Source organism: Vibrio sp. B172a, assembly GCF_030248355.1.
Classification (GTDB): Bacteria; Pseudomonadota; Gammaproteobacteria; order Enterobacterales; family Vibrionaceae; genus Vibrio; species Vibrio owensii.
On sequence record NZ_JAHGAC010000025.1, the window covers coordinates 1 to 24,960 of the forward strand.

29 protein-coding genes and 1 pseudogene are annotated in these 24,960 nt (G+C 41.6%); 18 read left to right on the forward strand and 12 right to left on the reverse strand.

Annotated features, from left to right (window positions below):
• Positions 1-34 precede the first annotated feature (34 nt).
• The 4 genes and pseudogenes from KIT90_RS20265 to KIT90_RS20280 form a co-directional block, all read right to left on the reverse strand.
• A pseudogene (locus KIT90_RS20265) lies at positions 35-859 on the reverse strand (ISNCY family transposase); the annotation flags it as partial.
• Positions 860-921: 62 nt separating this feature from the next.
• Positions 922-1,194, reverse strand: coding sequence for a hypothetical protein (locus KIT90_RS20270; protein WP_285378334.1), 273 nt, complete (start codon positions 1,192-1,194; stop codon positions 922-924).
• A 99-nt stretch (positions 1,195-1,293) separates the two neighbouring features.
• Positions 1,294-1,416 (reverse strand): helix-turn-helix domain-containing protein, encoded by a 123-nt coding sequence (locus tag KIT90_RS20275; RefSeq protein ID WP_285378336.1) that lies wholly within the window; start codon positions 1,414-1,416, stop codon positions 1,294-1,296.
• 182 nt (positions 1,417-1,598) lie between these two features.
• Positions 1,599-1,904, reverse strand: a complete 306-nt coding sequence (locus tag KIT90_RS20280; RefSeq protein WP_285378339.1) for a recombinase family protein — start codon at positions 1,902-1,904, stop codon at positions 1,599-1,601.
• A gap of 437 nt (positions 1,905-2,341) precedes the next feature.
• Here KIT90_RS20280 and KIT90_RS20285 point away from each other — a divergent pair, with 437 nt between their 5' ends.
• The 10 genes from KIT90_RS20285 to KIT90_RS20330 all read left to right on the forward strand — a co-directional run bounded on the left by KIT90_RS20285 (position 2,342) and on the right by KIT90_RS20330 (position 10,934).
• Positions 2,342-2,896 carry a class I SAM-dependent methyltransferase gene (locus tag KIT90_RS20285; RefSeq protein WP_285378341.1) on the forward strand — a complete coding sequence of 185 codons (555 nt, stop codon included), beginning with the start codon at positions 2,342-2,344 and terminating at the stop codon, positions 2,894-2,896.
• The gene (locus tag KIT90_RS20290) at positions 2,893-4,029 is read left to right on the forward strand and encodes a phospholipase D-like domain-containing protein (RefSeq protein WP_285378343.1); all 1,137 of its coding nucleotides are present in this window, start codon (positions 2,893-2,895) and stop codon (positions 4,027-4,029) included. Before KIT90_RS20285 ends, KIT90_RS20290 begins: the two co-directional genes overlap by 4 nt.
• Positions 4,030-4,132: 103 nt before the next feature.
• Positions 4,133-5,026 carry a DMT family transporter gene (locus KIT90_RS20295; protein WP_285378345.1) on the forward strand — a complete coding sequence of 298 codons (894 nt, stop codon included), beginning with the start codon at positions 4,133-4,135 and terminating at the stop codon, positions 5,024-5,026.
• The gene (locus KIT90_RS20300) at positions 5,016-5,912 is read left to right on the forward strand and encodes a cation diffusion facilitator family transporter (protein WP_285378347.1); all 897 of its coding nucleotides are present in this window, start codon (positions 5,016-5,018) and stop codon (positions 5,910-5,912) included. Before KIT90_RS20295 ends, KIT90_RS20300 begins: the two co-directional genes overlap by 11 nt.
• Positions 5,909-6,292, forward strand: a complete 384-nt coding sequence (locus tag KIT90_RS20305; RefSeq protein WP_285378348.1) for a phosphate-starvation-inducible PsiE family protein — start codon at positions 5,909-5,911, stop codon at positions 6,290-6,292. Before KIT90_RS20300 ends, KIT90_RS20305 begins: the two co-directional genes overlap by 4 nt.
• Before the next feature lie 142 nt (positions 6,293-6,434).
• Complete coding sequence (gene cysK, locus KIT90_RS20310; protein WP_285378457.1) at positions 6,435-7,370, forward strand: cysteine synthase A; 936 nt, start codon at positions 6,435-6,437, stop codon at positions 7,368-7,370.
• Between the two features lie 69 nt (positions 7,371-7,439).
• Positions 7,440-8,129: a DedA family protein gene (locus tag KIT90_RS20315; RefSeq protein WP_285378350.1), complete on the forward strand. Its 690-nt coding sequence runs from the start codon at positions 7,440-7,442 to the stop codon at positions 8,127-8,129.
• A gap of 499 nt (positions 8,130-8,628) precedes the next feature.
• Entirely contained in the window at positions 8,629-9,288 is a 660-nt protein-coding gene (locus KIT90_RS20320; protein ID WP_285378352.1) for a hypothetical protein, read from the forward strand.
• Between the two features lie 74 nt (positions 9,289-9,362).
• Positions 9,363-9,719 (forward strand): hypothetical protein, encoded by a 357-nt coding sequence (locus KIT90_RS20325; RefSeq protein ID WP_285378354.1) that lies wholly within the window; start codon positions 9,363-9,365, stop codon positions 9,717-9,719.
• A gap of 87 nt (positions 9,720-9,806) precedes the next feature.
• A complete protein-coding gene (locus KIT90_RS20330; RefSeq protein ID WP_285378356.1) occupies positions 9,807-10,934 on the forward strand; it encodes a hypothetical protein in 1,128 nt (375 codons plus the stop codon).
• 159 nt (positions 10,935-11,093) lie between these two features.
• Here the strand turns inward: KIT90_RS20330 and KIT90_RS20335 are convergent, their stop codons facing one another.
• The 6 genes from KIT90_RS20335 to KIT90_RS20360 form a co-directional block, all read right to left on the reverse strand.
• On the reverse strand, positions 11,094-11,675 hold the full coding sequence (locus tag KIT90_RS20335; protein WP_285378357.1) for a DUF2913 family protein: 582 nt from the start codon (positions 11,673-11,675) through the stop codon (positions 11,094-11,096).
• 204 nt (positions 11,676-11,879) lie between these two features.
• Positions 11,880-12,464, reverse strand: coding sequence for a hypothetical protein (locus KIT90_RS20340; protein ID WP_285378358.1), 585 nt, complete (start codon positions 12,462-12,464; stop codon positions 11,880-11,882).
• 300 nt (positions 12,465-12,764) lie between these two features.
• Positions 12,765-13,553, reverse strand: a complete 789-nt coding sequence (locus tag KIT90_RS20345) for an SEC-C metal-binding domain-containing protein (protein ID WP_285378360.1) — start codon at positions 13,551-13,553, stop codon at positions 12,765-12,767.
• A 974-nt stretch (positions 13,554-14,527) separates the two neighbouring features.
• Positions 14,528-15,154, reverse strand: coding sequence for a Shedu anti-phage system protein SduA domain-containing protein (locus tag KIT90_RS20350; RefSeq protein WP_285378362.1), 627 nt, complete (start codon positions 15,152-15,154; stop codon positions 14,528-14,530).
• Positions 15,155-15,868: 714 nt separating this feature from the next.
• Positions 15,869-16,288 (reverse strand): hypothetical protein, encoded by a 420-nt coding sequence (locus tag KIT90_RS20355; protein WP_285378364.1) that lies wholly within the window; start codon positions 16,286-16,288, stop codon positions 15,869-15,871.
• A gap of 8 nt (positions 16,289-16,296) precedes the next feature.
• Positions 16,297-16,731, reverse strand: coding sequence for a Panacea domain-containing protein (locus KIT90_RS20360; RefSeq protein WP_285378366.1), 435 nt, complete (start codon positions 16,729-16,731; stop codon positions 16,297-16,299).
• Between the two features lie 934 nt (positions 16,732-17,665).
• On the opposite strand from KIT90_RS20360, the gene KIT90_RS20365 reads away from it, so the two are divergent.
• The 7 genes from KIT90_RS20365 (at position 17,666) to radC (ending at position 21,488) form a co-directional block, all read left to right on the forward strand.
• On the forward strand, positions 17,666-18,052 hold the full coding sequence (locus tag KIT90_RS20365) for a hypothetical protein (protein ID WP_285378367.1): 387 nt from the start codon (positions 17,666-17,668) through the stop codon (positions 18,050-18,052).
• Positions 18,053-18,054: 2 nt separating this feature from the next.
• On the forward strand, positions 18,055-18,519 hold the full coding sequence (locus tag KIT90_RS20370; protein ID WP_285378369.1) for a hypothetical protein: 465 nt from the start codon (positions 18,055-18,057) through the stop codon (positions 18,517-18,519).
• A gap of 8 nt (positions 18,520-18,527) precedes the next feature.
• A complete protein-coding gene (locus KIT90_RS20375; RefSeq protein WP_285378371.1) occupies positions 18,528-18,809 on the forward strand; it encodes a hypothetical protein in 282 nt (93 codons plus the stop codon).
• Between the two features lies 1 nt (position 18,810).
• Positions 18,811-19,107 (forward strand): hypothetical protein, encoded by a 297-nt coding sequence (locus KIT90_RS20380; protein WP_285378373.1) that lies wholly within the window; start codon positions 18,811-18,813, stop codon positions 19,105-19,107.
• Between the two features lie 37 nt (positions 19,108-19,144).
• Positions 19,145-20,509: a DNA sulfur modification protein DndB gene (locus KIT90_RS20385; protein ID WP_285378374.1), complete on the forward strand. Its 1,365-nt coding sequence runs from the start codon at positions 19,145-19,147 to the stop codon at positions 20,507-20,509.
• 67 nt (positions 20,510-20,576) lie between these two features.
• Positions 20,577-20,798: a hypothetical protein gene (locus KIT90_RS20390; RefSeq protein WP_285378376.1), complete on the forward strand. Its 222-nt coding sequence runs from the start codon at positions 20,577-20,579 to the stop codon at positions 20,796-20,798.
• Positions 20,799-21,002: 204 nt separating this feature from the next.
• On the forward strand, positions 21,003-21,488 hold the full coding sequence (radC, locus tag KIT90_RS20395; protein ID WP_306310086.1) for a DNA repair protein RadC: 486 nt from the start codon (positions 21,003-21,005) through the stop codon (positions 21,486-21,488).
• Here the strand turns inward: radC and KIT90_RS20400 are convergent.
• Complete coding sequence (locus tag KIT90_RS20400; protein ID WP_285378377.1) at positions 21,485-21,706, reverse strand: hypothetical protein; 222 nt, start codon at positions 21,704-21,706, stop codon at positions 21,485-21,487. The two genes, radC and KIT90_RS20400, sit on opposite strands and share 4 nt — an antisense overlap.
• 86 nt (positions 21,707-21,792) lie before the next feature.
• Complete coding sequence (locus tag KIT90_RS20405; protein ID WP_285378379.1) at positions 21,793-22,212, reverse strand: H-NS family nucleoid-associated regulatory protein; 420 nt, start codon at positions 22,210-22,212, stop codon at positions 21,793-21,795.
• A 507-nt stretch (positions 22,213-22,719) separates the two neighbouring features.
• Here KIT90_RS20405 and KIT90_RS20410 point away from each other — a divergent pair.
• The gene (locus tag KIT90_RS20410) at positions 22,720-24,549 is read left to right on the forward strand and encodes a ParB/RepB/Spo0J family partition protein (RefSeq protein WP_285378381.1); all 1,830 of its coding nucleotides are present in this window, start codon (positions 22,720-22,722) and stop codon (positions 24,547-24,549) included.
• Positions 24,550-24,960: the final 411 nt, after the last annotated feature.

Here is a 24,960-nt window from a genome sequence, read left to right on the forward strand (position 1 = left end):
GTTGATTGAAGTCCGTAATGGAGTAGGGAAGTCAGGCATTGGCCTCTTTGATGGTGTTAATGCCTTGTAGTCGCATCTCTTTAATGAGGCGGTCTTGAAGTGTTAGGTTCGCTCGTTCTGCTCGGCCTTTCGCTTGTGAGCTGTTCGTACAGATTAATTCGATGCCAAGCTCTTTGAGTATGCGTCCATATTCCGTAGGATTTTTAGCTTCAACCGCATTCTTGTTACTGTTATGAAACACTGCGTGCCGGTCACTGTAGAATGCAAGCGGCTTGCCGTGTGTCTCTAAGTACTCTCGGGTTGTTGCCATATAGTCAATGGCTGATTCCGTTTCACTAAACTGCAGGTTCATTAATTGTCCAGTTGCATCGTCGATGAAAACCAGCAGACAGCATTTTGGACTTCGGCCTTCGAACCAATCATGGTGAGAACCATCAATCTGAACCAGTTCTCCTAGGCAGTCTCTGCGATGACGAGGTTGGTACACTCGAGGTTGACGATGAGCATGTGGCACCCAGATACCATCAGCAATCATCCATTGACGTAACGTCTCATTAGAAATGGGTAAGTTATGGATCTCAATAAGTTTTTCTCTTGCTAACGTTGGGGCGAAATCCGAATAGTGTTTACGAACAAGCGTTAAGATAGTCTGACGATAATCACTCGATATCCGATTATTACTGGGCTTGCCACGAGCTCCATGTACCAAACTGGCCGCACCGGATTCTCGCAAGCGGTTCATTAAACGCTGCACTTGGCGTTCACTCAAGTTTAAGAGCTGGGCAGCTTCCGAACGTCGTAAGCGACGCTCACAAACGTCATTGATCACTTTGTATCGTGAAAGGTTTTTGTCACTCATAGTTACCAACGTCCCAATGTTCCTTAAACAAGTTCACATAAGAATGAAGTTAGCGGTTGAACCTAAAAAAGAGACATTTTAACTTTGCTAAAAAGTGACATTACAACTTTGCGCTTACACCTCCAGCTACTTTTCGCATTGTCTCCAAGTTCAGCGAACGCACCGTCTTTTGTTGGCGTATAACGAATATGTGGACCATCAAAGTCCCAAGATGGTCGATAGATGTTTTTGGAGCAATCACGGGTACCAAATCGAAATTCTGCCTCTTGGAGCAATTCCAATTGTAATTGCCATAGAGCATTTTCATCTGCTGGTTGTAATGTGTTTAAATTCACTGGTTCTTCTTACTGCTTCTTATCTACGGGAAAAATTTTTTCTAATTGAAAATGAAACTTTATTCATTATTAACATACAGTTAAGTGGTATATTAAATGTTAGATGGAGTTTACTTTATTTACCGTGGCAATAGTAGAACGGCTGCAACCTAAAAGCTTTTGTATTTGTGACCAGCTCTTGCCCTCTGTAAGTAAAAGCTGAACGTTTTCCCTCAGTTTCAAGTCCGGTTTCCGCCCCTGGTATTTTCCAAGCGCTTTGGCTTTCTATATCCCTTGAGCTTGGCGTTTTCTTCTTGTTTCGTAATCGTCTCTTGCCATTGCTGCCGCTAAATCAACCATGAATTCGGTGAGTACCCTAGAAATCATAGAAGTTTGTTGATCAGTATGAGTTAACACAGCATGAGTCATTGGTTGATCGAGAACGACGATATTGATACCTGCTTCGACGAGTTGTTGTTTGAGTTCTTTCCACTGTTCATAGGGTAGGCGAGATAGACGTCAACTTTTTCGATGAGTAACACATCGCCTCGATGCGAATCCTCAATCAAACGAGCTAATTCTGTTCTTTCTAATTTGGTGCCTGACAACTGTTCCGTGTAAAAGCTAGCAATACGAACATTGTGTTCGCTAGCGAAGGTTTGTAGCTCATTTTTTGCTCGATCTGCATCTTGGTCGATGGTTGAGGCGCGTAAATAGGCTCTTATAAACATAGTTGCTTACTTTTGGTTTGATTTGAGTGTGGTTTTTGAATTTGGTGCGTGTAGGGTTAGAAATCAACACTTATCGAACCAAAATGCAATACTGTTTCAATGGTTCGCATAAGGTATACCCTAAAAGAGTCAAGTGAGAGCGTAAAAGAGATAAGTATCAATAAATCATAAACTTAACCTCCTAATCGTTGTTTTCTGTTCCACCATTGGTGCACAAAACCCAGTTAATGTTAAAAACACCACTATGAACATCTCACGGACGATTTAGTTCCTAACGACGCGACAGAACTCTTTAGCGCTATGTTCGAATGTTTTCTGTATGAGCATTATTTTTTTATTTCTTATGATTAAAATTATTTATCGAAAATCATCTTTACTTGGAGTTAACTCCAAGGTTTATATTACAACTTAATCAAGCCCCTTTATAAGGAAATGTGATGATAAAAACGTCGCTTTTAAAACAATTTATAAACGATCCTAAAAATACAGGTTCATTGCTACCGAGTAGCCGATATTTAATTTCTGAAATGACCGAGATTATCTGTGAAGATGATTCGGTCGTTGAACTTGGGTTTGGTGATGGCTGCATTACAAAAAATATCGTATTAAAAAAATGCAGTTACGTTGGCGTTTATGATAACAATGAATATTTTATTAACAATCTTAAGATGTTAAATATTTTACCAGAAACTCACATTATGACTGATGCTTTTGATATCAACAGGAAACACGCTTTACATAGTCTAGATGTTGTTGTCTCATCATTACCGTTGGTTAATTTTTCGTATAGCAAAAGACTTGAGTTGATATCAAAAATTTCTAGTGTTTTAAAATATAATGGCAAGTTTGTTATGTTTAGCTATAAATTTAAATTTCCGTTGAATGATGAGGATTTAAAAGCAATAGGAATGGAGATTGTTAGTAAGAAAATAGTCTGGAGGAATTTTCCGCCAGCAATGCTGTTTGTGATGATAAAAAAGGAAGTCCCATGAGTATCGACGTCAAGTTTTTGCCAAAAGAATTTTCAGAACATGTAATTAATCTTGTTCTTAGTGCTCGTGTTAGGATTGTCATTTGTACTCTTTATATTAAGAATGAATTATTTATTAACAGATTGCTTGGAATAATAGATAAAAAACTAGAGTTGGAACCAAATTTAAATGTTGAGATATTTGTAGATGGTTGGTCAAATACTGAGTGGGTAACTGATAAATATAGAAATCTAACGACTAAAATCACAAAAATCAAAGTTAAAAGATTTTTTCCTTTAAGTGTTTTTCATGCAAAGGGATGGGTCATAGATGATGAATTGATCTATTCATCGGTTAATTTGACAGACGATTACTTTTGTGGGAAAGAAAAATTTCGGCAGGATAGATATTATACAATTTACAATAAGGTATTGTGTGATGATTTTGTTTCTTCTCTTAATGAAATTAAAGTTCAAAGTGGTAAGGTAACCCTGAATCATAGTGTTTGTAAGCGTTTTATCATGGATGATAGTGATCTGATCGGATCATTTTTTGGGAACGGGCATGACAGCTGTCAGTCGAGGCTATTTAATAAACTATGTAAAGAGGCTAGAAATAATATTTTCATATCGACACCTTACTTTAATCTTGATGTCAAGAATGAAGAGTTATTGAGGGAGTTAATTAAGCAGGGAGTGAAAGTATATGTAGTCGTTGGTGGTTATTCAGATAGGATTTCTGGATGGAGTGAATCAATAATTTCCAATTTAATAAAAAGCACTTACATGTATAGATTGTATGAGTTTACCAACACTCTAGGCAATGAAATGAATAACGACCTTTTCTTGTATGAATGGAAGATTGAAAATGGTTCCTATCATGTAAAAAATCTTTTGATAGATGATGAGGTTTCACTGTTGACCAGTAGTAATCTTAATGCAAGAAGTCACTTTCTAGATTTGGAAAATGGTTTAATTATAAAAAACAACAGTGGTTCTGGTATATTGAGAAATGAAAGGATGTACATTTTGGATAAGTCAATAAAAATAAAAAGTAGTAATTATTGGCTGACTAAGATACCAAAGAAATATCTATTTATTATAAAAATTCTTAAGGCAATAGGATTATATAGGATAGCCTTAAAATCCCTGTAAGGATAATCGAAACGATAAGAATTTTTTGTTAAAAAACAACTATCCTTTGAGTTAACTCCAAGGTTTATGATGACTACATAACGTTTAACTAAGGAGATAGTAAATGCAAAAATCAATCATTGCGGTACTGTTTATCTGCGTATGCGTAGTTTGGGGAAGCACTTGGTTTGCAATGGAGATTGCCGTTCAATCATTGTCTTCGCCAATGGTGAATGCGTTACGTTTTGCCATAGCCTCACCTATTGTGGTTGTTATTGCGCTGATTGCCAAAAAACCATTGCTTTTTCCTTCTGGAGCGAAGCGCTGGATGCTTCCGATTTCGATCGTTTATTTTGCTATACCATTTACATTAATGACTTACAGTGAGTTATATGTTTCCCCTGGGTTGTCTGCTATTATTTTTTCTTTGATGCCTTTAGTTGTGGTTTTTATATCGCGATTTTTCGATCGAGTTAGATTGAGTCGTAACTCACTGATTGGGTTGCTTATTGCTATTGTTACATTATCTTTAATTGTTAATCTTGAGTTAGACTTAACCCAGAATCCCAATGCTTATAAAGGGATTATTTCTCTTGCATTAGCACTATCCTTACATGCTTTAGTTTATGTCTATACGAAACACAAACTCAACAATATAGATGTATTAACATTTAATGCTATACCTGCTTTCGTTGCTAGCTTATTTTTATTTATGTTTAGCTGCCTAAATGGTCTAGATAGTCTTAATGGTGTGAATGCTTCGACTATGTTTGCGATTGCTTATTTAGCAGTGTTTGGAAGCGTATTGGGTATTGTGGCTTATTGTAAACTTAACCAATTAGTTTCTTCATTTACAGCTTCATTATGTTTCTTAACATTTCCTTTGGTATCACTCATAATTTCAACCGCATTAAAAGGAAATGTATTATCCCCGCTTAGTATTACAATATTGCCAATATATTTGCTTGGTGTGTACCTAATTATAAGAAATAAAAAGGAGTATTACCATGAGTCATAGTCATAGTCATAGTCATAGTCATAGTCAGGGTGATAAAACAAGCACATCAAAGCTGGTTGTTGCTGTCTTAATTAATATTATCTTAACTATAGTACAAGTGGTAGCGGGTGTTTTTTCTGGCAGTTTATCTCTTTTAGCTGATGCTTTACATAATTTAAGTGATGCAGGAGCTATCGTGGTGGCAATTGTAGCCAGAGTGATAGGCAATAAGCCTGCAAATAAAAAAATGCCTTATGGCTATAAACGAGCTGAAATGATTGGTGTACTAGTTAATAGTACAACCTTAGTTGTTGTCGGCATTTATCTTATCGTTGAGTCATTTGATAAGTACTTTAACCCGACCCCGGTTAATGGCTGGATTGTATTCGTCGTTGCCGCATTCGCGCTTATCATTGATTTGGCAACTGCTTATATTACATACACTTCTGGTGCAAAAGAAAATATGAACATTAAAGCTGCATTCATACACAATGTTTCAGATGCATTAGCTTCTGTCGTAGTTATAGTCGCCGGAGTACTGATTGTTTTATATGATATGTATATTGTTGATGTCATTGCAACGCTATTGATTTCAATTTATGTCATCTATCATGGTGTGTTATTACTTGTTGATAGCATTAGAATAATAATGCAAGCAACGCCAAAAAACATTGACATTGATGATGTCATTAAAACAATTTCTGAACAGTCTAATGTGGATTTAGTTAAAAGTGTCCGAGTTTGGCAATTAAATGAAAATGAAAATTATTTAGACGCTAAGGTCGTTATCTCTAACTTGGAATTTGACTTGGTGGTCTATGAGATAAAACAGGCACTTCACTTTAAATATGGTATTGAAAATAGTGTAATTGAAGTAACGAACAAAGTCGAAAGGGATATATTATGAAGGTGTATGTAAAGTCATTGATGCTTAAATCTTTTGCTATTACTGAATTTGCCTTGGTGTCTTTGATTGTAATCAATACGGTTTTTTCTGTTTACTATGAGGGTGTTCATCTTTTTTCAACTCGACAAGTAACCTTGACAGATATTTTATTGTTATTTCTTTATCTTGAGGTACTTGCCATGGTGAAAGAATATATAGTTAAAGGCAAAGTTGCATTGAAGTATCCACTTTATATTGCGGCGATGTCTATCGCGAGATACGTAGTTTTGAGTATTAAAGAATTATCAACAGTTGACATGGTTTGGTTGTCATTATCAATATTACTTATATCAGTTGCTGTGATTGGTTTAGAGTTTAAAAATCGCTTGAAAATATCTTAAATAATTTACTTGTTAGAGGGTGGTCATTATGAAACTTCAATCTTTATTATCAAGTGTTATTGGAAAAGTAGACCGAGAAAAAATACTATCGGCTATCGAAACTACAGGGCTATTGGGCGAAAAAAGTCCGGAAAAGGACAATATGATGTTTTTTGAAGATAACTCCTACACCATTGGAGGTACTCCATTAGTTCGTCTAAATTATATCGGCAATGGGAAAATTTTCGCTAAAATAGAATCACGCAATCCGAGCTTTAGTGTTAAGTGCCGTATAGCTGCGAATATGATTTGGGAAGCAGAGAAACAAGGCGTTTTATCCAAAGGATTTGAAATTATCGAGCCAACAAGTGGTAATACAGGTATTGCGCTCGCGATGGTCGCGGCATCTAGAGGGCATAAACTGACCTTAGTAATGCCTGAATCAATGAGTATCGAACGTCGTCAACTTATGCGTGCTCTTGGGGCAAATCTAATTTTGACAGAGGGCAGCCTTGGTATGAAAAGGGCTATTGAGAAAGCGCAGGAAATTGTAGATGCCCAACCAGACAAATTCGTTATGCTTGATCAGTTTAGTAATCCAGCAAACCCTGATATACATGAACAAACGACAGGACCAGAAATTTGGCAAGCCACTAATGGTGATATTGACATTCTAGTTGCCGGTGTCGGTACAGGCGGAACAATTACTGGTGTTAGTCGTTATATTAAAAAGACAAAAGGCAAGTCGTTAACCTCTATCGCTGTCGAGCCTTTAGAATCACCCGTGTTAACCCAAACACTGAATAACGAACCATTAGTTACTATGCCTCATAAGATCCAAGGCATTGGAGCTGGTTTTGTACCAAGAAATTTAGATCTCTCTCTTGTTGATGAAGTTCATACCGTTTCATCTGAGGAGGCAATAACTATGGCAAAAGAGTTGATACTTAAAGAAGGTATCTTAGCTGGTATCTCATCAGGCGCCGCTGTAGTTGCAGCAAGTCGCTTGGCTCTTGACCCGCAAAACCGCAATAAGACCATTGTTGTTATTTTGCCTAGTGCCAGTGAACGTTATTTATCAACTCAGTTGTTTAATTAGCTTAAAGACAAAAATAGAGCTTAGCCGTCTATCGCTTAGCTCTATCGTTTGAATTTGAGGGGTATCGTTATGTTAGACAGTATTCAAAGTATATTGCTTTCGGTTTGGAATCAGGATGTCGCAGCCCTTCTTTCTCCAGACAGTATTATTTTAATTTATATTCTCGCCGCTTCTGTTATTGCTCTTGAAGGGGCTTTTCTTCCGGCTGTCCCTCTACCAAACGACAGTGTCGTCATCCTAATCGGCACTCTAACCGCACTTGGAGGACTTGAATGGCAATTTGCGCTACCTTTACTTATTGCCGCTGCGTCGCTTGGAAGTTGGCTGGCTTTCATTCAGGGACGTTTACTTACACGGTTACCAAAGATTCAATCTTGGGTAAGTAAAGTGCCAGATAAAAAACTCGCAATGGTGGATTTATTGTTGTTTAAGCATAGCTTTATTGCACTCTTCTTTGCTAGATTTTTTCCTATTGTTCGGATCCTCGTTCCCATGACGATGGGTGGACGAGGACAGAATTTAATGATTTTCCAAGTGTATTCATTATTAAGTGCATCTCTTTGGGCTACGCTACTGTTTGGGGTCGGCTTTTTGTTACCTTATCTTCCTGAGAATGTAAGTCGGACTGTCACGTCGAGTTTGCTCGTTCTGTCGATTGTAACTTTTTTTGCGGTCATTTTTTCAGGAGTTATTTTAAATATAAGGATGAGAGTGAGAGTTATATCGAATCACCTTGAAGATCTAAAGGGGCGTGACTGATAAGTGTTTTACAGAGTGCCATTCTGTGGTGGTGATTACGGATCATATGTTAAATTGACAAATTTAAGGTCACTTTTGCTCATTTCAGTGCAGCGAACATAACAGAATGGCAAAAGTGACCTTTTTCCTCTCCAATAACCCTCAAAATCATTCTGAAAGTTAATTACAGTTTTCTGCCAAATGTTAAACGCTTGTGATGCATTTTCATTTCGCCTTGATCTCGTCTCTTAAACCTCAAAATGATCACTTTTCCCCAAACTATCGCTCTATTGTTCTGTTTTTATTCTTAATCGTATGCATCCGGTTAAGAATGGAAATTTAGCCACCAATAAATCAACTGCTCATTAGCTGACACCGCTTCGCTCTACTGGCTTCACACTAGATCTCCAACCTGTTCATTTTAGGATTGTTGTGTGAGTGTTTTTTGTACTGATTGTTTGTATGTTTGTGTAATAACAAACATACAAACTAACTTTAAAAAGTGACAGGGGAATGGAACATGGCAAGAGAAAGAGTTTTTACAGATCAACAAGTCATCGAGGCTGCAAATGCACTCTTGGTTGAAGGCAAGAACATCAATGGCACGTCACTGCGTAGTAAGATTGGTACAGGTCGCCCATCTGCCTTAATGTCTGCGTTTAAGGCGCTTGAGGATTCTGGTGAAATCCTAGCCCCAATGCTTCCAGACTCTACTGAACAAACCATTATTCATCAGGAGTTACCGCCAGAAATCGCTGAGCGATTGTCGGTCGTGCTTGGTGATGTTGAGCAGCTTGTGCACCAGATCAACGACCACGCGCATTACACTGTTGAGCAGCGTCTTAACCAAGCCATTGCAGAAGCAAACGAACGTGCCGCGAATGCAGCAAAGCGCGAAGCGGAATCGATCCAAGAGCAAGATAAAGCGTTCGAGCAGTTAGAAGATGCGCTTGAAGCCAATGCTGACTTACAAGAACAGTTAAAGCAGGAGCACAAAGAGAGCAGTCGTCTTAATGCTGCGTTGAATGTCGCTCAAAGCGAGACCAAAGCAGCGCTTGACACAGTTTCTGAACGTGATGAACGTTTAGCTGAGATGCAAAAACAGATCGCATCGATGCAAAAGCAGCTTAATACTGCGAATCGGACAAAGCGAAAGCTCAAGGCCAAGTTGAGTCGCTAAACAAGCAGCTATCAGAAACCGGTCAAGAGCTAAAAGCGGCGTTAAGTGATCTCTCTTCATCACAGCGAGCACAAGTGAAGTCTGAAAGCCAAGTGGAGCAACTAAATAAACAGTTAGAAGAGAAGTCGGAGGAAATGGCGAAGCTGAACGCAAGCCTAAAAACGTCTGAAAAAGAGTTAGGTTCGCTACAAGGGCAGGTTGGTTCGTTAACCGAACAGATCGCAAATCAAAAAGTGGCCAACGACCAGTTACAAGGCAAGTTCGATGAAGAGAAAGCCGCACATATTCGCGCTGAAAGTCGCATTGAAAGCTTAAATTCAGAGCTAAACAAGAAGAATGGATCCCTTCTAGAGACGCTAGCTTCTCTTGGCGAAGCTCAAAAACTGAGCGCGAAACTGGAAGGTCAGTTAATGCAGTACCAAGAGAGTTAAGACGTAGTGTATCAAGAAAGTATGTTGTCCTCTTGATGCTCTGATATTCTGTGTTATTCACACATACTTTCGTGATACAGGTGAACTATGTTTTTAAGTCACGGTGTAAATGAACAAGGCGAGCTAGTCAGTATTCACGAAGTGAGTCCTGGCCGCGTCCCGTTAAGTTGTCCGTTCTGTGGGCAAGGCTTGATCGCCAAGAAAGGGTCACAAAAGGAACATCATTTTGCTCATGACGGCCAAACTTGTGCTGATGCTAAAGCAATATTGCAGATGACCGCCTTACCTTTGTTTGATGTGGATATGGGGCTTTCTAAGGCCGAGATCACTTTGCTTGAAAAGCTATCTCGATGGCGCTCTTTTAGTCGAACGTGGTTATCGACGAAGCAAAGAGCTGTGTTCGATGAACTGGCTGTTTCAGGACTCGTTGAGTTTGAAGAAGGGGACGGCAGACCAAAGCTCTCAAAGAGTGCTAAACAGTTGCTCACTCTTAATTCTCGCGCAGGGCGATACTTGTCCATGCCTGATTATGCAGAACTCCAAGAGGCGCTGTTTGTGGCAAAGGAAAAGCAGTTGATCGCTTATGATCAAGCTAATGGTACTCAAACCGCTAAATTTTTCCGACTTCGTCTGACGACTGTTCTGCAACAACATCTGTATGTATTGCGGATCTGCTTGGAGCAAGATGAGGTTTGTTACCCGCTAATCAAAGTCGGAATGACAACTCGAAGCATAGAAGAGCGAACGCCGGAGATCTGCCGTGATTTAGAGAAGTTTGGTCGCATACAGAATATTGAAGTGCTTGGGTTCTTTCATCACTTCGGAAGCTTAGAGAAGCGTTTGCTGAAGTTGATGCAACCACAACAGCATCAGCTAGGTTCTCTGACTGAATACAGTGACCTATTAAGTATTCCTCCACACTTACTCAACGAAGATATTCGCAACCTTGGCAAACGCAAGGTGAACGGTCACGAATGCTTTGTTACGTACCGCCATCACCAAAGAAAGGTTCGAGGCGGCCAACGTCGTTCTCAGTTGCTCAATGATCAGCACTTGGGTCGGCCAAGCAAAAGAGCAGAGACTTTACTGGATGATTACCCCGATGTGGTCAGGGCTTATGAGAACGGGCTATCGCTTCGGAAAGCGAGCGCGGAAACTGGCCGTGCTGTTAATACAATTCGAAAGGTCTATGACGTACTGAAAACAAAAAACTGAACATCTTAAAATAAATCCTTAATCGGATACATACGATTAAGAGATGAATAACAAGATTGAACGTTCGCACGATAACTCGATAGAGACTGTGCACCGCTTTATCGCCGAGGTTAATTATTTTAGTGGGATAAAAATTCAACACAAGATGTTTGTCATTGTCTAGGTTGGATGAACCAAGATGTGCGCTTGATGTGTTTCTGCATTCCATTCTTTCATTTCGGCAATAAACAGTCCGTGGGCATTAATCGAATCGATCAGCTCCGGCGCGCGCTCTAATTGGATTAGCATCGAGAGTGGGGCTATTTGCTTATGCTCTTGATTAAATCCGTATTCGATCTGCTCTTCAATCATGTAAATGATGTTTGGCTCGGCTTCACTTCCTTCTTCGAACAAACGTGATTCGATGCCTTCGGCATCATATAAGTGAACCAGTAGGTTATAGAGCTTTTCCGCGCCGACAAGGGTCGCTTTGCTTGATTTTGAGTTCAGTTGGTTCAGTCGCATTTCTAAGTTCCCGCCTTTTTTCCTTGCCACATTGAGCATCAGTTTAATGTCTTTTTTGATGTTTGATAAAGACCGATCACTAAGCTTAGGTTTCAGGTATTTAATAAGTATCTCATTGCGTGTGGTGACTGGAACGAAACGCTGAGTCGAGGAAACTTTGCACAATAAGTGGAGGAGAGCGTGAGTGATCACGTTGTGTAGGTTGTGGTAGTAATCGAAGTCTTTCTTAATCTGCATAGTGTATTTGGGTGTGATTGTGGCTTGTTGTATATGGGGCGAGTGTGGTTGTTTTTCAAGCAAGGCTCAGTTAAAGACTGAGCCTGAGTAGGTGTGAGCAGCGCTACCTCGAGAAACCATACTACCGCAAACACGACCACTGCGGATGGAATGAAAAAGTCCCACACGTTGCGAATCTTTATTGGACAGTTTGTTCCTATCGTCTTACGGCTTTCCTGATAACTCTTTGGCTTTACTCAAGGCTGAAAGTAACATTTGTGCACCCCAAAGGATAAGCAATAGGTAAGCGCACCAAAAACCTAACGCTAAATATATTGCTTTAACAGATTCAAAGCCTGAAACAAAGAAGTACCATATTGCCGTTATGGTGCTCATAATTAAAATGCAAAAAGTAACTATTTTAGTACGCTCGATAATGCGTTTTCTTACAGTGTCAACTTTCTCAGTAAGAGCAAACTCTCTTTTTTCTAAGTCTATCTGACAATATCGACCACATAGCTTTCCATAAGCTTCGAGCTTTAAGAAAGCACGAGGTTCAGTTATGAACCAATGGATTTCATCTTTAGAGAGGCGTGCTCTTGTAAGACCACTAAGGATGATTAGTAGTTCTGCATAGTTAGCATCGATATCTTTCGAAAGCTCTTTAACTACAGTAAATCGACTATGTAATTCCTTTGCTTGCTCTCTGCGAAAACTGTTAATTTTATGATAAGAAACAGATAGAATGGCGAGATTGACAACTACTGCTACCACTGTACCTAAGTGACCAAATAATTCATCGAAAGCCAATTTAAACTCCTTAGATAGTTAACAAGCCTGTAGGATTTCTCGCTTACCCATTCTCAATTCTGCTATCGCCTACATTCTCATTGATTATCGGCTCCTAAGCCCCTAAACATACGATCGTGTGTAAAACGTTTTAGGGTAAAGGTGTGTTACATATTCACGTCCGCACACCTCTGGACAAAACCTTCTTAGAGTAACGTCACGCAATCCTTCTTTCAGATAACTTCTAGTATTCCAAAATGTCAATGACCACCGTTGTCGGTCGTGATTGATTTGCATAGTGCTGGACAGTTTCAATTTAGCTTACGCGACCCCTCTTGGATGACACATTTTGGATTTTTTCCCACTCCCGCAAGGGCATAGCTTGTTTCTTAAAGAAGCCTTTAGTAACGGTTTTGGTTTTTTCACTTCTTTTGGTGGCTCTTTTGGTTCTTCGGATAGTAGCTCTTGTAATAAGGTATCAACTTGTGCTTTCAGATCATCTATCTGTTTTTTACTCTCTGCGAGTTCTTTTTGTTTTGCATTAACTGCCGCTTCCGCCTTTAGATCTTGACGCTTTTGATATTCAAATTGTTGTTTACTCAATTCAATTTGCTGTCTCATGATTTCATTGCCATCTTCGGTGAGAGTGTTAGCTCTTAACGTAAGGACAAGTGCAATAAGAGAGATGATTGTTGTAACTAAAAACTCTAATGAAGGTAAGGATAAATTAAGGACTGCCTGACGGTACTTGTCAAAACTTGGATCCACATTTACCAATGTATCAACAAAGTCATTTGCACCAATATTATCATTTGCTGCTAGCTTTTCTTTGATAGCTTCCAACTTTTCATTGGAGCTAATTTTCTTCAAATCCTCGAATATCTCAGAGATATGAATTTTCCCACTGCGATCTATTTTAAAATCAGCATATTTTGCGACTGAGTCACACTGCGGGCAGGTTGTAGTGGTATTCTTCACTACAACCTCTGAGTTGATTGACCGAACAAAGTTTGCAGCATAGAACTCATAACCACATTCAGGATTAGTACACTTTATCGGCACAGAATTAGGCGGTCTAAATTGTTTCGTTAAGTTGTTCAGATAATGCATACCTTGCGTTCCTCGAATTAAAAACTGATAGTTACTATTTATGCATCAGATGGATTTATAATTATTTTTCAGTTAATTAATCCAGTCAAGCGATTGCCATCAATCGGAACAACCAAAACCTCAAAAGCAAACCGAAACAAAAGTAGATCACAATTTTTGTCCATCTGAGCAGTTTGTTAGCTGCTCACTGACCTGCGCCAACATCTTCGGCTGAAGATTGATTACATTAATACTCAACTAACCCATGATCAAAAAATTGAGGAAAAGCTGCTACATAATAACTGAGATGAATGGCATCAAAATCAAAATGGGAACACTTCTGAGTTACGAAGTGCCAACTGTGAAGGTACTGGACAATTTCAAGTTAGGGATTGCGTTTCAGACAGCACAGTTCGGATAACTTCAGGTAGGGGGACACGAAATAGACGGCTTTGTTGTTCGAGAGCTTGGCTGCTAACGCAGCCAAAAGAAGACTATTGCCTATTGACCGGAGAAGGGCTCATATGTGTTAGGCTGGTACTATTTCAAGTTCACGATCCCAAGGGCTATGTGCTCCTGATGGGAAAGGTCTACGTCCAGCAAAAGTCTGACTAGTTACCCTTAAGTTACTAATCCTGAACAAGTCAAGCCTACGCCATTCAGGCAACCCTCCGGAGCTACTTTGACCACCAATTTAATAAGCTAAGACTTGAAAATTACCATTACAGACCCGAAGCACATGAGGTTCTACCACGCGTAGCTTATTGCTATATGTAAATTCAATTACTAACTTATTTTGAATTGCTCTTCGAACTTCTGATTCGTTCCTCTTCGTACCTCAAAGAACGGCAATATGCCACTAGGCACATTACAAGAATTCGATACTCAAATAATTGAAGCTGTTGGAAAATCAATAATTTTCGCATGGGAAAATGCCTAACGCCTAAATCAGGTGCGCCGTAGGCGTCACCTGGATTTTCTTGTTAGGTTTTGAACTAGAATGATGCGAGGATAGCGTATTGATCAGCCATTGCATCATAGAGTTCATCGAACGTGTAACAAGTAATATGCTTGCTATCAATAAGAGATTTGCTTCTTCGTTGTTCAAAACGCTCATTGCAATCTCCTCGTGATAAGGAGCTTTGCCTTCCTATAATCAAAGCTCCTTTATATTTTATTTCATAGTGGCCAAACTCGGACTTCATGCTTTGAGTTTTGTTATGTACCGATAAATGTAGGAACCAATCAACAACTTGACTGTAACCTTTTTCAAATCTCGAAGCCCATGAATGTACCGATGTTTTTTTATTTACTTTCTTGTTAAATATTGAGTTATCTTTTGCATCTTCAAACTCTATAAACACAAAATCTTGCATGGATTCACTTGCCACAACAAAATCAGCTCTAAATTTTCCAATTAATGGCAACTCGTTATTGAATTTCTTTGGAGCATCGATACCTACTACACGCCCCATTAGTAGAATCAATTGAGGCCTACTTTTAAAAAAATCAAGTAGTTTTGCCTCATCTATTTCCGAGTAATTTTTAAGTAGACACTCAAATTCATCAAGTTCATTTTTACATTGAGTGCTTTTTAGTTGATCTGATTTTAATGAGATCATGCTTCTGACCTCATAATCTTGGAAATACCATCAATCTTAATAAAGTCAACAATAAGTATTTCTTTATTCTTCTTTGAATAGATCACTCTAAACTTATGATTTATTCTCCCAGAGTACAGCTTCCTATCACCTTTCAACACAGATGAGTGGATTGCCCTTTCGTTACCTTCTTCTAAAAGACATAGGGCTCTATGTGCTTTTTCCTGTATTTCTGTAGGAAGTGATTCAAAGGAGTCCATTGCCCTTTGACTGAATTTTATAACTATGCTCATCTAACTCTCAGCGATTACCTTTAAAGATGAAATGATTGCCCTGCATTAACCTAACAGCTTATTAGCGGGCAACTTACCCATTTAGTACAAAGCCGGGACGACCGATTAGTCCGCGTACACTTGTGCTAGCTTACCATATGGCTGCTTAAAGTCAGTGAGTTAAACTTTATGGCTGCAATTTGAATGGGAGAAAACGAGCGTCCCGTACTAAAAACCGGCTCATTTTTACCATATACATTGCTCTGTTTATTTATGCAGATGAAATGCATAAGATAAATTAAGACTTTGTGGGATGATTCGAGTAGGGACAGGAATCAGTTAGGCCTATTGCTCTAATGCGTTCAATTCGGATAACTGCAGGTTGGGCAAAGCGAAGTTGACGGCTTTGTTGTTCTAATGCATTGGCTATTGAGCGGAGAAGAGCTCATATGTGTTAATTATTTTATCCGTGGTCATATAAGGTGAAGTTATTATCAAACCACATGATATAGAATACATCGTTTTGTCTATAACCCACCATAGGACGCTTACCATGAAACCGAAATGATAAAAAGTGATCCACATCTGGAGTAATAAATTTTGGGATAGGAGCGCTAATTGAATTTCTGTCGATTTTCTCAAAGCCCAAGCCGTGACGAGGCATCTGTTTAATTTCACGCCACGTATTGTTCTTGCGACGAAACATCGCTTCCGCGAAAAATGCTTTACCTTCTTGGTCAAGACATTGGAGACAGAAGCTACCTGCTTGTAAGCGCTCTAAAGAAAAAATTGGAGGCTTGTCGTCATAATTAATGTTAACTTCTTTTACAGTGATTTTGGATCTAGTATTGGCTTTTGGGTGTTTGATCTTCTTTTTTGCCATAAATTGAATTACTCAACTCTAGTGTCAAAATATGCTTTTAAATCTCGTTTTGAAATAACACCAGCATGTCCTTCATTTTCTATCCAAGGACTTTCTTCATGAGTCATATTTCTGAGTTTCCAAGCACTAAATTGACCGAAAACATCAAAAATTTCTTCGATATGTTCAATCTCACCTTTCATCAAGCGTGTATGAGGGTTAAATCTAGGATCTGAATCGATAGCTTCTCTGCCAAAGTCTTTATAATCATGGTAAAGCTCAGGAACCACTGGGCCATGTGCCCACGCTTCAATATCCGCGTCAAAAAGAGTTTCTTCATTCAAAGCAAGGTAAAAGCCTTGTGCATAATACACAAGCTTCTGAAGTTTCAAGTTCGAGATACCTTCATCATTTTCATCCGCTAAGAGAATAAAATACTTAGCTACGTCTTTTACATCTGCCATACCATAACCTCTCGCAAAATAGCTGTGCGATTATACAGGTGTATCTATATCCAACAAGTTTAGCTTATAAAAAAATCGACGTACTTGACGTGTGCAACCTCAACTTTAGAACAACTAACAATTTATTCACTCCCACAGCGGGGTATTCCACCCCAACCACCTTGGGGCTTCCCACGCATATCCCGGACACCAGAATCCAGCATAAATGCATGTTTTTAATGAAATATCATATAAAAAGCCAGATCCGAGAACACGAAAATACGACAAAATGGGTTACTTCACACTCATTCCATTTGGCATTAGGAAGTCTTTCGAAAACTAATAAGGCAAGACTGATGAGATTTGCTGTTTCAAACTCACTTTGGGGCATAAATGGTTTTAGCTAATCCGCCTTATACCCTTCTCATTGCTTAAAAACGATCAAACTTATTATTGTCGTCAGCCGACAAGAGTGTGTTTTTCTCTTCGTTTTCTTAGGCGTTACCGCTGCGCGGCAGGGCTTTCTGCTTGTATCTTCCATCTATGGACTAAGACCGTCTGCGACCTTGAACGTCACAAGTGTCGCTCCTGGTCGTGTCGCTCTACCAGTCCCTATCTGCAAGGATATCGCTTCAATCCTGAACGCCTGCGCTACTGCGTAGCGGCCTTCCGCCTCGTCGTGCCTCCTCGTTGCCTTTCACTGCCTGACATTAAGTTCGAGTAAGGGCTGGTTTTTTTATGCGCCGATTTTCCTTTCTACTCGCATCACGTTACGGGCTCGCAAGCTGTTTAACCGTCTCTCACCACGCCTTCTTTGCAAGGGAAGTACACGCGATATCCCTAAAGCAACACGTTGCTAAGGGCTAATCGCCCCTTGCCAAAGCGCAGCGATGGAGAGAGAGCGGACAGCTAAGCGGCTCCGAAAAGTGATACTCAAACAAAAAGGAAACTCCCTATGGCGCAACAAAACTCAACCCTAACTCTCCCTAAATGCCAAACAGCGACCAACGTCTCGCCGTTGGAGAGCGAAAGCTCACCAAAAAATGATGCCTCTTGGTGTTTGTTGGAGCTATTACCGAATTATCTCGACCCGTCAAAGGTGGTCACTGTAGTGCTACGTGGTGAACATTTTGGTTCATGGGATACGCCCCGTGAGCAGTGGGAAGCAGGTTTTTTATTGGTAGCGATTGAGTCTGATGGCAATGAAAAACACGTTAAGAACTTCTTACCATCACAGTTATCTGTCTCTGCCATCAAGCAAGAATGTGGCGACATCGCTAAAGCGCTCAGTGCGACTTTGATTGATACCACCATCAATTTCAATTTTGAGGCGAGGGATTGAGCATGACTCCATTATCAAACAACACTGTTCGTTTTGTTCAACTTCACAAACAAGTGAAAGCGATGCGCCAGTCAGTAAAAGGGGCGGTGGTATCAAATGTGCCTACCGTATCGCCACAGCGTCTAGAAATGGCGGAGCGTCTGCATCATCTGAAGATGTTCAGTCGTGGCAAGAGTACAGAGCAAATTCGTGATGTCGCTGAGTTGAAAGAGCAGGGAGTACATGAGGCCATCAAAGCTCAATTTCCAGAACTTGGCCAGCGCGCCTTTCAGCGTCACAACATTTATGAGTTTTTGTTAGAGCTCGATAGCAGCATCGAGTTAGGTCAGTGGCGTTTACGTGAGAACGCACAAGAAGTGATTGTGTATGCCTCTTATGGCTCAGTGTTCCCAGGTCTGCGCTTTCAAAAGTGTGGCGACGCCTTCCGCTGCACCGGTTTCAACTTTGATATCCGTTTATCGGAGTGAGGTGGGGAATGATGAATAACAATGAAATCCCAGTGACTTATGACGCATACGGTCGAATGCAGTATCACCCTGACTTTCACCCCAATCATGGCAAAGCATGGAAAACGACAGACCAGCACTACCTGATAGAACGTTATGAGTTGGATGGACCGGAACAAGTAAGTTTTGCGCTTGGTCGAACCATTCATACCGTGATGGCAAAAGCCTGTGAACTGCGAAAGCTTGGTCTCATGCCAAAGCCAGTCAAATTAAAACACCATCGCCGAGTTCAACGTTCAGAAGGAAAGTGAGATGAAAACACCAACTCATTTTGCTGCGCTGTCAGAGCTCATCGCGCGTGACTTTAAGAAGCAAGCCGTTGTTACACCGAGACGTCGCTTTGATTTCTATGACGAAGGACAAAAGTGCAATGTTCATAACTGGTCAAGCGAGTACCAAGTACATGTTTACCATTGTTTGAACTTCGCCAATGTGGACGGAAAGCCTTTGTACTTTGTTGAAACCTATTCCATGTGGGGAGATTGGCTGTGCAGTGAGTCGTATCGAACCATTAAAGCCATGAAAGAAGCTTGGCGCGGCCAGCTTTAACCAACACCATCATTCAATTGTTTAAGAGGTTATGACTATGTCTGAATTTTGTTTTGAAATCCCTGCGGTACGTGGCATCCAAGCTGGACGTGAGTTTTTTACCATCAATGCCCCATTTGGTGTGTTGAAGCGCCTTGTGGCGTTCGATACGGGGAATGTATTGGCTCGCTCTCAACGTGACGTCAACCCAGTACGTGCTAAGAAAATCTCGCAATACATTCGAGATAACTACGACAGTTATGTGTTGACGTCACTCAGTGGTGTCATCAACGAACGTCCAAAGTTCATCGAGTCCGAGTACGCGAACGTTGGCTTGCTCAAAGTGAACATGGACAGCGAAATCTTACTCTTTGATGGACAACACCGAACGACGGCCATTATCGATGCCATTGACCACGATGTTAATTTTAGAGCCGATAATATCCCCTTGATGTTGTTTGTGGATATGACGTTAGAAGAGCGTCAACAGTCTTTCTCTGATATTAACGGTCATACCGTGAAGCCAAGTTCCAGTATTAGCGACACGTACAACCAGCGAGACGACTTACCAAAGCTTGTGGTTGAAATGGCAAAGGAACTGGCGGTGTTTGTAGGTCTAGTGGACTTTGAGCGTAATGTGATAGGTAAGAGCAGCGAATACCTGTTTCCGGTCAAAATCTTAAAAGATGCCACCGCTCGATTGCTTGGTGTTAAAGCCAATGCCAAATTAACCAGTGAACAATGCGACATCGCCCGAGTGTTTTGGCAAGCGTGTGCCAAACCGTTACTGTGGCATGCTTTCCGTAATTGGGAAGATCCCGCCGATGAGTTTCGCGCTGGTTATATCTCTTCGCATGGTGTGTTCTTGAATGCCCTTGGTGTGGTTGGTCAATGTTTGCTCGCGCAATATGGTAACGTGGATAAGCTGGCTGACTTATCGACATTGAATATTCGTCGTGACAGCCCTGAGTTTGTTGGGCGCTGCATCGATGAAGTCACCGGCAATATGTTGACCAATGCCACGGCGATTAAACTCACGGCCATCAAGATGCTTTGTCATGTAGGTTGTCCTGTTGTGCCAGAGCTGCAATCATTCGAGCGTCAATACTTTCCTGATACTGAGTTTCCATCGGCTGTAGAGCGAGGCGAATCAAGTGAAGAAGAGTCATTGAATGACGTGTTTGAGGAAGTTGAATATCAAAGTGTACACCTTTATGCCGATATGGTTCGAGCGAAATGGCCAGAGTTAACCGAAGCACAAATTGATAATGTGTGTGACCAAGTTGAAGTGGTTGTTGCGGGTTATGGTGAGACGCTAGACCGCGCAAAAGGGAACGTACAATGCATGTTCAATAAGATGCGCAAATCTTCCACGGTGCTCGCCACTCTGCGCGCTAATTATCAAAAAGCCATTGCAGGGTAAACCTGTTGTGCGAGCTGGCTACTAAGTCAGTTCGCACTGATGAAGTTAGGTGATAGGAGGCCACGAAATGAACGCTTGTTCACTCTTTCTGAAAATCCAAGCACTCTCAGAGCAAGCCAGCATCGAGAGCGAGATGTCTTACGAAGAATACCTCCGTATCTTTACGCTCTACTTTGAGCGCAGTTTCAAGAAAAAGTCAGCGGAAGCTGTGAAGATAGCGAGAGCGTTTGGGTATGACGCATCGAAACGTCAACGTGTCACGGCTCCAGGTTCGAATCGTCGTGGGTGATAACCAGGCAGGTTTGAGCTTTTCGTGTTCTTTCGTTTGTCGCACCTTCCTTTAAACCGTCTCTCACCACGCTTTGTTTGCAAGGGAAGTACACGCGATATCCCTAAGCAACAAGTTGCTAAGGGCTAATCGCCCCTTGTCAAACCGCAGCGATGGAGAGAGGCCGGGCAGTCAGGCGACAACGAAATGAACAAGGAGTAAGCCATGACTGCATCGATTATCTACACCAACACCGCACTTTTTACTGCCGAGGAACAAGCAACCTTGGCACATGCTGCAGACATCCTAAAATCCAAGCTCATCATCAGTGAGCAACCTGCACTGACTTCTCCAGAGATGGTGAAAGCCTTTTGCCAACACTCACTTGCTGCCAAAGAGCATGAAGTGTTCGGCGTTATCTTCCTTGATAACCAACATCGAGTACGCTCTACCGCAGAGCTTTTCACTGGTACGGTCGATGCTGCATCGGTTTATCCTCGCGAGGTGGTTAAGAAAGCGTTAGCTGAAAATGCCGCTGCCGTTATCCTGTACCACAATCACCCGTCGGGCGTCGCAGAGCCTAGTCAAGCTGACCGTCGTATTACGCGCCGATTGACGGATGCATTGGCACTTGTTGACATCAAGGTTCTTGACCACTTTGTTGTCTCTTTTGAAGGCGTGGTTTCTTTCGCAGAACGCGGTTGGATTTAATCCAAAGGCGGCTTAGCCGCCTTTGTTGCTTTTAATTGGTCATAGCGATGAGGGACAAGGTAGCCATTGAGGGTTTTATGTTGGATAACGCCCATTATTTTGATCTGTCTTCGTCGATATCTAACCAGCGCTTCAAGCGTGTTCACGGCTTGGATTTTCTCTCTGACTTGAGCCCAATAGTTACCCTGAGCGAATTGTTTTTGTGGTTCCTTGCTCATGCTTAAGAAAGCACTCATTTTTCAAAGGGACAATCCTCGAAAGGTACTCTCTTTTTTCTTCCTCACCAAACGTTTTTGTCTGTGATTTATTGCTTCTCAATCAAAAAATCATCAAGAGAGTTGCCCGCATCCAGTTGGGTTTGAATTGCGGCTGGAGTGCGACCTTGGCCTGTCCATGTCTTTTCTTTGCCGCTGCCATCAAGGTAACGGTATTTTGCAGGACGAGGTGGGCGTTTAGTGCCTTTGGTTTTTGATTTAGGTTGACCTGCTAGAGCTTCAATCAATGCTTCAACATCAATGCCCTCTTGAGCAATTTGCGTTGCGATTTCTTCTAATTTTTCGTTTTGTTCTGCAAGGGCAGCTTGCTTGGCTTCTTCACTCTCTTGGCGTTCGATAACCACCGTTGTTAATTTATCAAGCGCTTCTTCTAGTTGTTCTAGCGTTAATTCACGTGAGTATGCTCGAAGTGAACGGATATTTAGCAATGTTTTCAACATCTCAGACATTATTTTTTCCTTTATTAATTGATGTCTTTATAGGGTACCTCGTTTGATGCGTTGGTGCAGATTAATTTCTTAGGGCGTTCTCGCTTCGCTCGGTTCATTCCGTCGCTGCGCTCCTCTCGCGATAACGGATGCCACGAATATCGAGCAAGCTCGATGTGGCAGTCAGTTCCTGCGAACAATCACCCAACGCACTTCACTCACTACGTTCGTTTCGCGGGCTTTGCCCCTTACTTTGCTTCGTTATGCGTCTGAAACGACGCACTACGCATTATTTCACCTCTTGACGTGTTGAGGGCGTAATCGCTTTGGTGATGCATTCCTTCTCGATGCCTTTTGTCTTGAGCTCACTTGCTTAAAAGCGCTGATTTCTAAATCTCTCAACTCTCGCCCTCTTTGCAAGGGAAGCTTCGCCGCGGAGCGGCCTTGTCAAAGCGGTCTATCAAGTTGAGTCGATGAAATCAGGCAATAAGCGAAGTGATACTCAACTAACCAAAAGGAGCCGTTTCTATGAACGCAATCACTCAAACCTCAACGTCCTCTAACCGTCAAAAGGCGACCAGCGTATCGCCGCTGGACGCTCAGGCAACTGCACAAAATGATATCTCTATTGTGATGCTGCCTGTCCGTCAATTAGTGGTGTCTGATTTAAACGTGCGTAAGAGCAAAGCAAGCAAAGCGGATGATGAATCCTTGCAAGCCTCTATTCTGGCGCATGGCATTATTCAAAACCTTGTGGCACTGCCTTGTGATAAGAATGTGTATCCAGTGGTGAGCGGTGCTCGCCGTCTCACTCAACTCAATGCTTTGGTTGAAGCCGGAAGTATTGATGCTGATTACCTTGTGCCTGTCAAAGTATTGAGTGGATCAGAGGCGCAGTTTTATGCCACTGAAATCTCCCTGACTGAAAACATTACTCGTGCAGCCATGCACCCTGTTGACGAGTTTGAAGCTTACTCAAAGATGATTGAAGACGGGGCGACAGTCGAAGCGGTAGCGCAGCGTTTTGGTAAAACGCAGCTTTACGTGCATCAACGCATGAAATTGGCTGCGGTCGAATCGGTTATCCTCGATGCGTACCGTGAGGGTGACATCACTCTTGAACGTGTCATGCTGTTCACCATTGCCAGCCCTGAGCGTCAGCGTGAAGTGTGGGAACAAGTGAAAGACAGTGCATTCTACGGGGATGGTCAAATTCGCAATATGCTCAAAGAGTCTGCGTTAGAAGCCTCAAGTGGCTTGGTGAAGCTGGTTGGTCAAGAAGCGTATGAGAAAGCCGGTGGTTCAGTCACAACCGATTTGTTTTCAGACAAAGTGTACTTTGAAGACCGCTCATTAATGGAATCACTGGCAACGGCAAAGATGCAACTGGAAGCGGATAAGCTGACAGCGCAAGGGTGGAAGTGGACTGAAATTCTGCTAACTCGTACCCATGATGAAAGCCGTGGTTATCTTGAACTGACCGCAAATCAAGGTAAGTACAAGAAAGCCGAAAAAGCATTAGCAGGGTGCATTTTGGCGTTGAACTTCAACGGTGAAATTGTTGTCATTAAGGGCTTGGTGGCGAAGTCTGAACGCAAGGCTTTGAAAGCCTTGCAAGCAGAGAGTGTAAAAACGACCACAGCCAAAGGTGACGGTAATCAAGCGGATGCTAATGCAATAAGTGACGTTGTCTCGTCTGAGATAGTTTACTCCGCTGCGTTAACCGAAGATTTGAAGGCGCACCGCCTTGCCATGGCAAAACATGCGTTGATGCTTAACAGCTCGCTTGCCCTTGATGTTCTTCATTTTTCTTTGTGTGTCAAAGCTCACGGACTCTACGCAAGCACACCGATTGATATCACCTTAAACCGTACCTTTGTGGAACCCAAGCAAGGGGATTTTAGTGAGAACAAAGCGCTAGAGCGTATTGAGCAGCACAAAGCAACACTCGATATGGCATGGTTTGAGGTGAAAGAGGCACAAGAACGTTTTAAGGCTTTTGCTTCGCTCGATGCTGAGGAAAAACACAAGCAGGTTGCGTTTGCGACGTCTTTGATGTTACAGGCGTGTCTTGTAGGTGAGGGCGGCTTTAGTTTTGAGTTCCTATACCAACAACTGGATTTTGATGCAGCTGATTACTGGCGACCAAGTACCGACAGCTTTGTAAAACGCATTGATAAGAATGCACTCATTGAAATAGCGCAACCAGTGATGCCTGAAACATGGCTTCAAAGCGCTCAGGGGCTCAAGAAAGGCGATTTAGTGGCTCAGGTCGATACTTGGCTAAGTGGCGGTGATAGCTCACTCACAGAGGTGCAGAGAGCGCATTTCGCTAAATGGATGCCAAAGGGCTTCTAAGTCACCTCGGTAGGCAGTCCTAACGGACTGCCTATCCTGTTGTCAAAGTTTCAAAGTGCTGAGTTGCGTTGATTTTGTTCGGTACGGGCTTTTGAAGACGTAGCTTTTGCAAAATGGGGTATTCGGGAAATGATCGGGAGATTTATCAATTTCTGATTTCGTGTTTTTTTTGGGGTGGTAAAATTTCTTGCTTCTTGCTTCTTGCTTCTTGCTTCTTGCTGAGGGGCGTTCTCGCTTCGCTCGGTTCATTCCGTCGCTACGCTCCTCTCGCGATAACTGATGCCACGAATATCGAGCAAAGCTCGATGTGGCAGTCAGTTCCTGCGAACAATCACCCAACGCACTCCGCTTCGCTCCGTAAACTCATCTCGCTAGACCTGTGTTCAATCGGACTCATCAAGACGTTGAGTG

Bases quoted from the DNA above. Each gene is read 5' to 3' on its own strand.
- KIT90_RS20280 (WP_285378339.1), bottom strand. From the start codon at position 1,904: ATGTTTATAAGAGCCTATTTACGCGCCTCAACCATCGACCAAGATGCA.
- KIT90_RS20285 (WP_285378341.1), top strand. From the start codon at position 2,342: ATGATAAAAACGTCGCTTTTAAAACAATTTATAAACGATCCTAAAAAT.
- KIT90_RS20290 (WP_285378343.1), top strand. From the start codon at position 2,893: ATGAGTATCGACGTCAAGTTTTTGCCAAAAGAATTTTCAGAACATGTA.
- KIT90_RS20295 (WP_285378345.1), top strand. From the start codon at position 4,133: ATGCAAAAATCAATCATTGCGGTACTGTTTATCTGCGTATGCGTAGTT.
- KIT90_RS20300 (WP_285378347.1), top strand. From the start codon at position 5,016: ATGAGTCATAGTCATAGTCATAGTCATAGTCATAGTCAGGGTGATAAA.
- KIT90_RS20305 (WP_285378348.1), top strand. From the start codon at position 5,909: ATGAAGGTGTATGTAAAGTCATTGATGCTTAAATCTTTTGCTATTACT.
- cysK (WP_285378457.1), top strand. From the start codon at position 6,435: ATGATGTTTTTTGAAGATAACTCCTACACCATTGGAGGTACTCCATTA.
- KIT90_RS20315 (WP_285378350.1), top strand. From the start codon at position 7,440: ATGTTAGACAGTATTCAAAGTATATTGCTTTCGGTTTGGAATCAGGAT.
- KIT90_RS20320 (WP_285378352.1), top strand. From the start codon at position 8,629: ATGGCAAGAGAAAGAGTTTTTACAGATCAACAAGTCATCGAGGCTGCA.
- KIT90_RS20330 (WP_285378356.1), top strand. From the start codon at position 9,807: ATGTTTTTAAGTCACGGTGTAAATGAACAAGGCGAGCTAGTCAGTATT.
- KIT90_RS20335 (WP_285378357.1), bottom strand. From the start codon at position 11,675: ATGCAGATTAAGAAAGACTTCGATTACTACCACAACCTACACAACGTG.
- KIT90_RS20345 (WP_285378360.1), bottom strand. From the start codon at position 13,553: ATGCATTATCTGAACAACTTAACGAAACAATTTAGACCGCCTAATTCT.
- KIT90_RS20350 (WP_285378362.1), bottom strand. From the start codon at position 15,154: ATGATCTCATTAAAATCAGATCAACTAAAAAGCACTCAATGTAAAAAT.
- KIT90_RS20355 (WP_285378364.1), bottom strand. From the start codon at position 16,288: ATGGCAAAAAAGAAGATCAAACACCCAAAAGCCAATACTAGATCCAAA.
- KIT90_RS20360 (WP_285378366.1), bottom strand. From the start codon at position 16,731: ATGGCAGATGTAAAAGACGTAGCTAAGTATTTTATTCTCTTAGCGGAT.
- KIT90_RS20365 (WP_285378367.1), top strand. From the start codon at position 17,666: ATGGCGCAACAAAACTCAACCCTAACTCTCCCTAAATGCCAAACAGCG.
- KIT90_RS20370 (WP_285378369.1), top strand. From the start codon at position 18,055: ATGACTCCATTATCAAACAACACTGTTCGTTTTGTTCAACTTCACAAA.
- KIT90_RS20375 (WP_285378371.1), top strand. From the start codon at position 18,528: ATGATGAATAACAATGAAATCCCAGTGACTTATGACGCATACGGTCGA.
- KIT90_RS20380 (WP_285378373.1), top strand. From the start codon at position 18,811: ATGAAAACACCAACTCATTTTGCTGCGCTGTCAGAGCTCATCGCGCGT.
- KIT90_RS20385 (WP_285378374.1), top strand. From the start codon at position 19,145: ATGTCTGAATTTTGTTTTGAAATCCCTGCGGTACGTGGCATCCAAGCT.
- KIT90_RS20390 (WP_285378376.1), top strand. From the start codon at position 20,577: ATGAACGCTTGTTCACTCTTTCTGAAAATCCAAGCACTCTCAGAGCAA.
- radC (WP_306310086.1), top strand. From the start codon at position 21,003: ATGACTGCATCGATTATCTACACCAACACCGCACTTTTTACTGCCGAG.
- KIT90_RS20400 (WP_285378377.1), bottom strand. From the start codon at position 21,706: ATGAGCAAGGAACCACAAAAACAATTCGCTCAGGGTAACTATTGGGCT.
- KIT90_RS20405 (WP_285378379.1), bottom strand. From the start codon at position 22,212: ATGTCTGAGATGTTGAAAACATTGCTAAATATCCGTTCACTTCGAGCA.
- KIT90_RS20410 (WP_285378381.1), top strand. From the start codon at position 22,720: ATGAACGCAATCACTCAAACCTCAACGTCCTCTAACCGTCAAAAGGCG.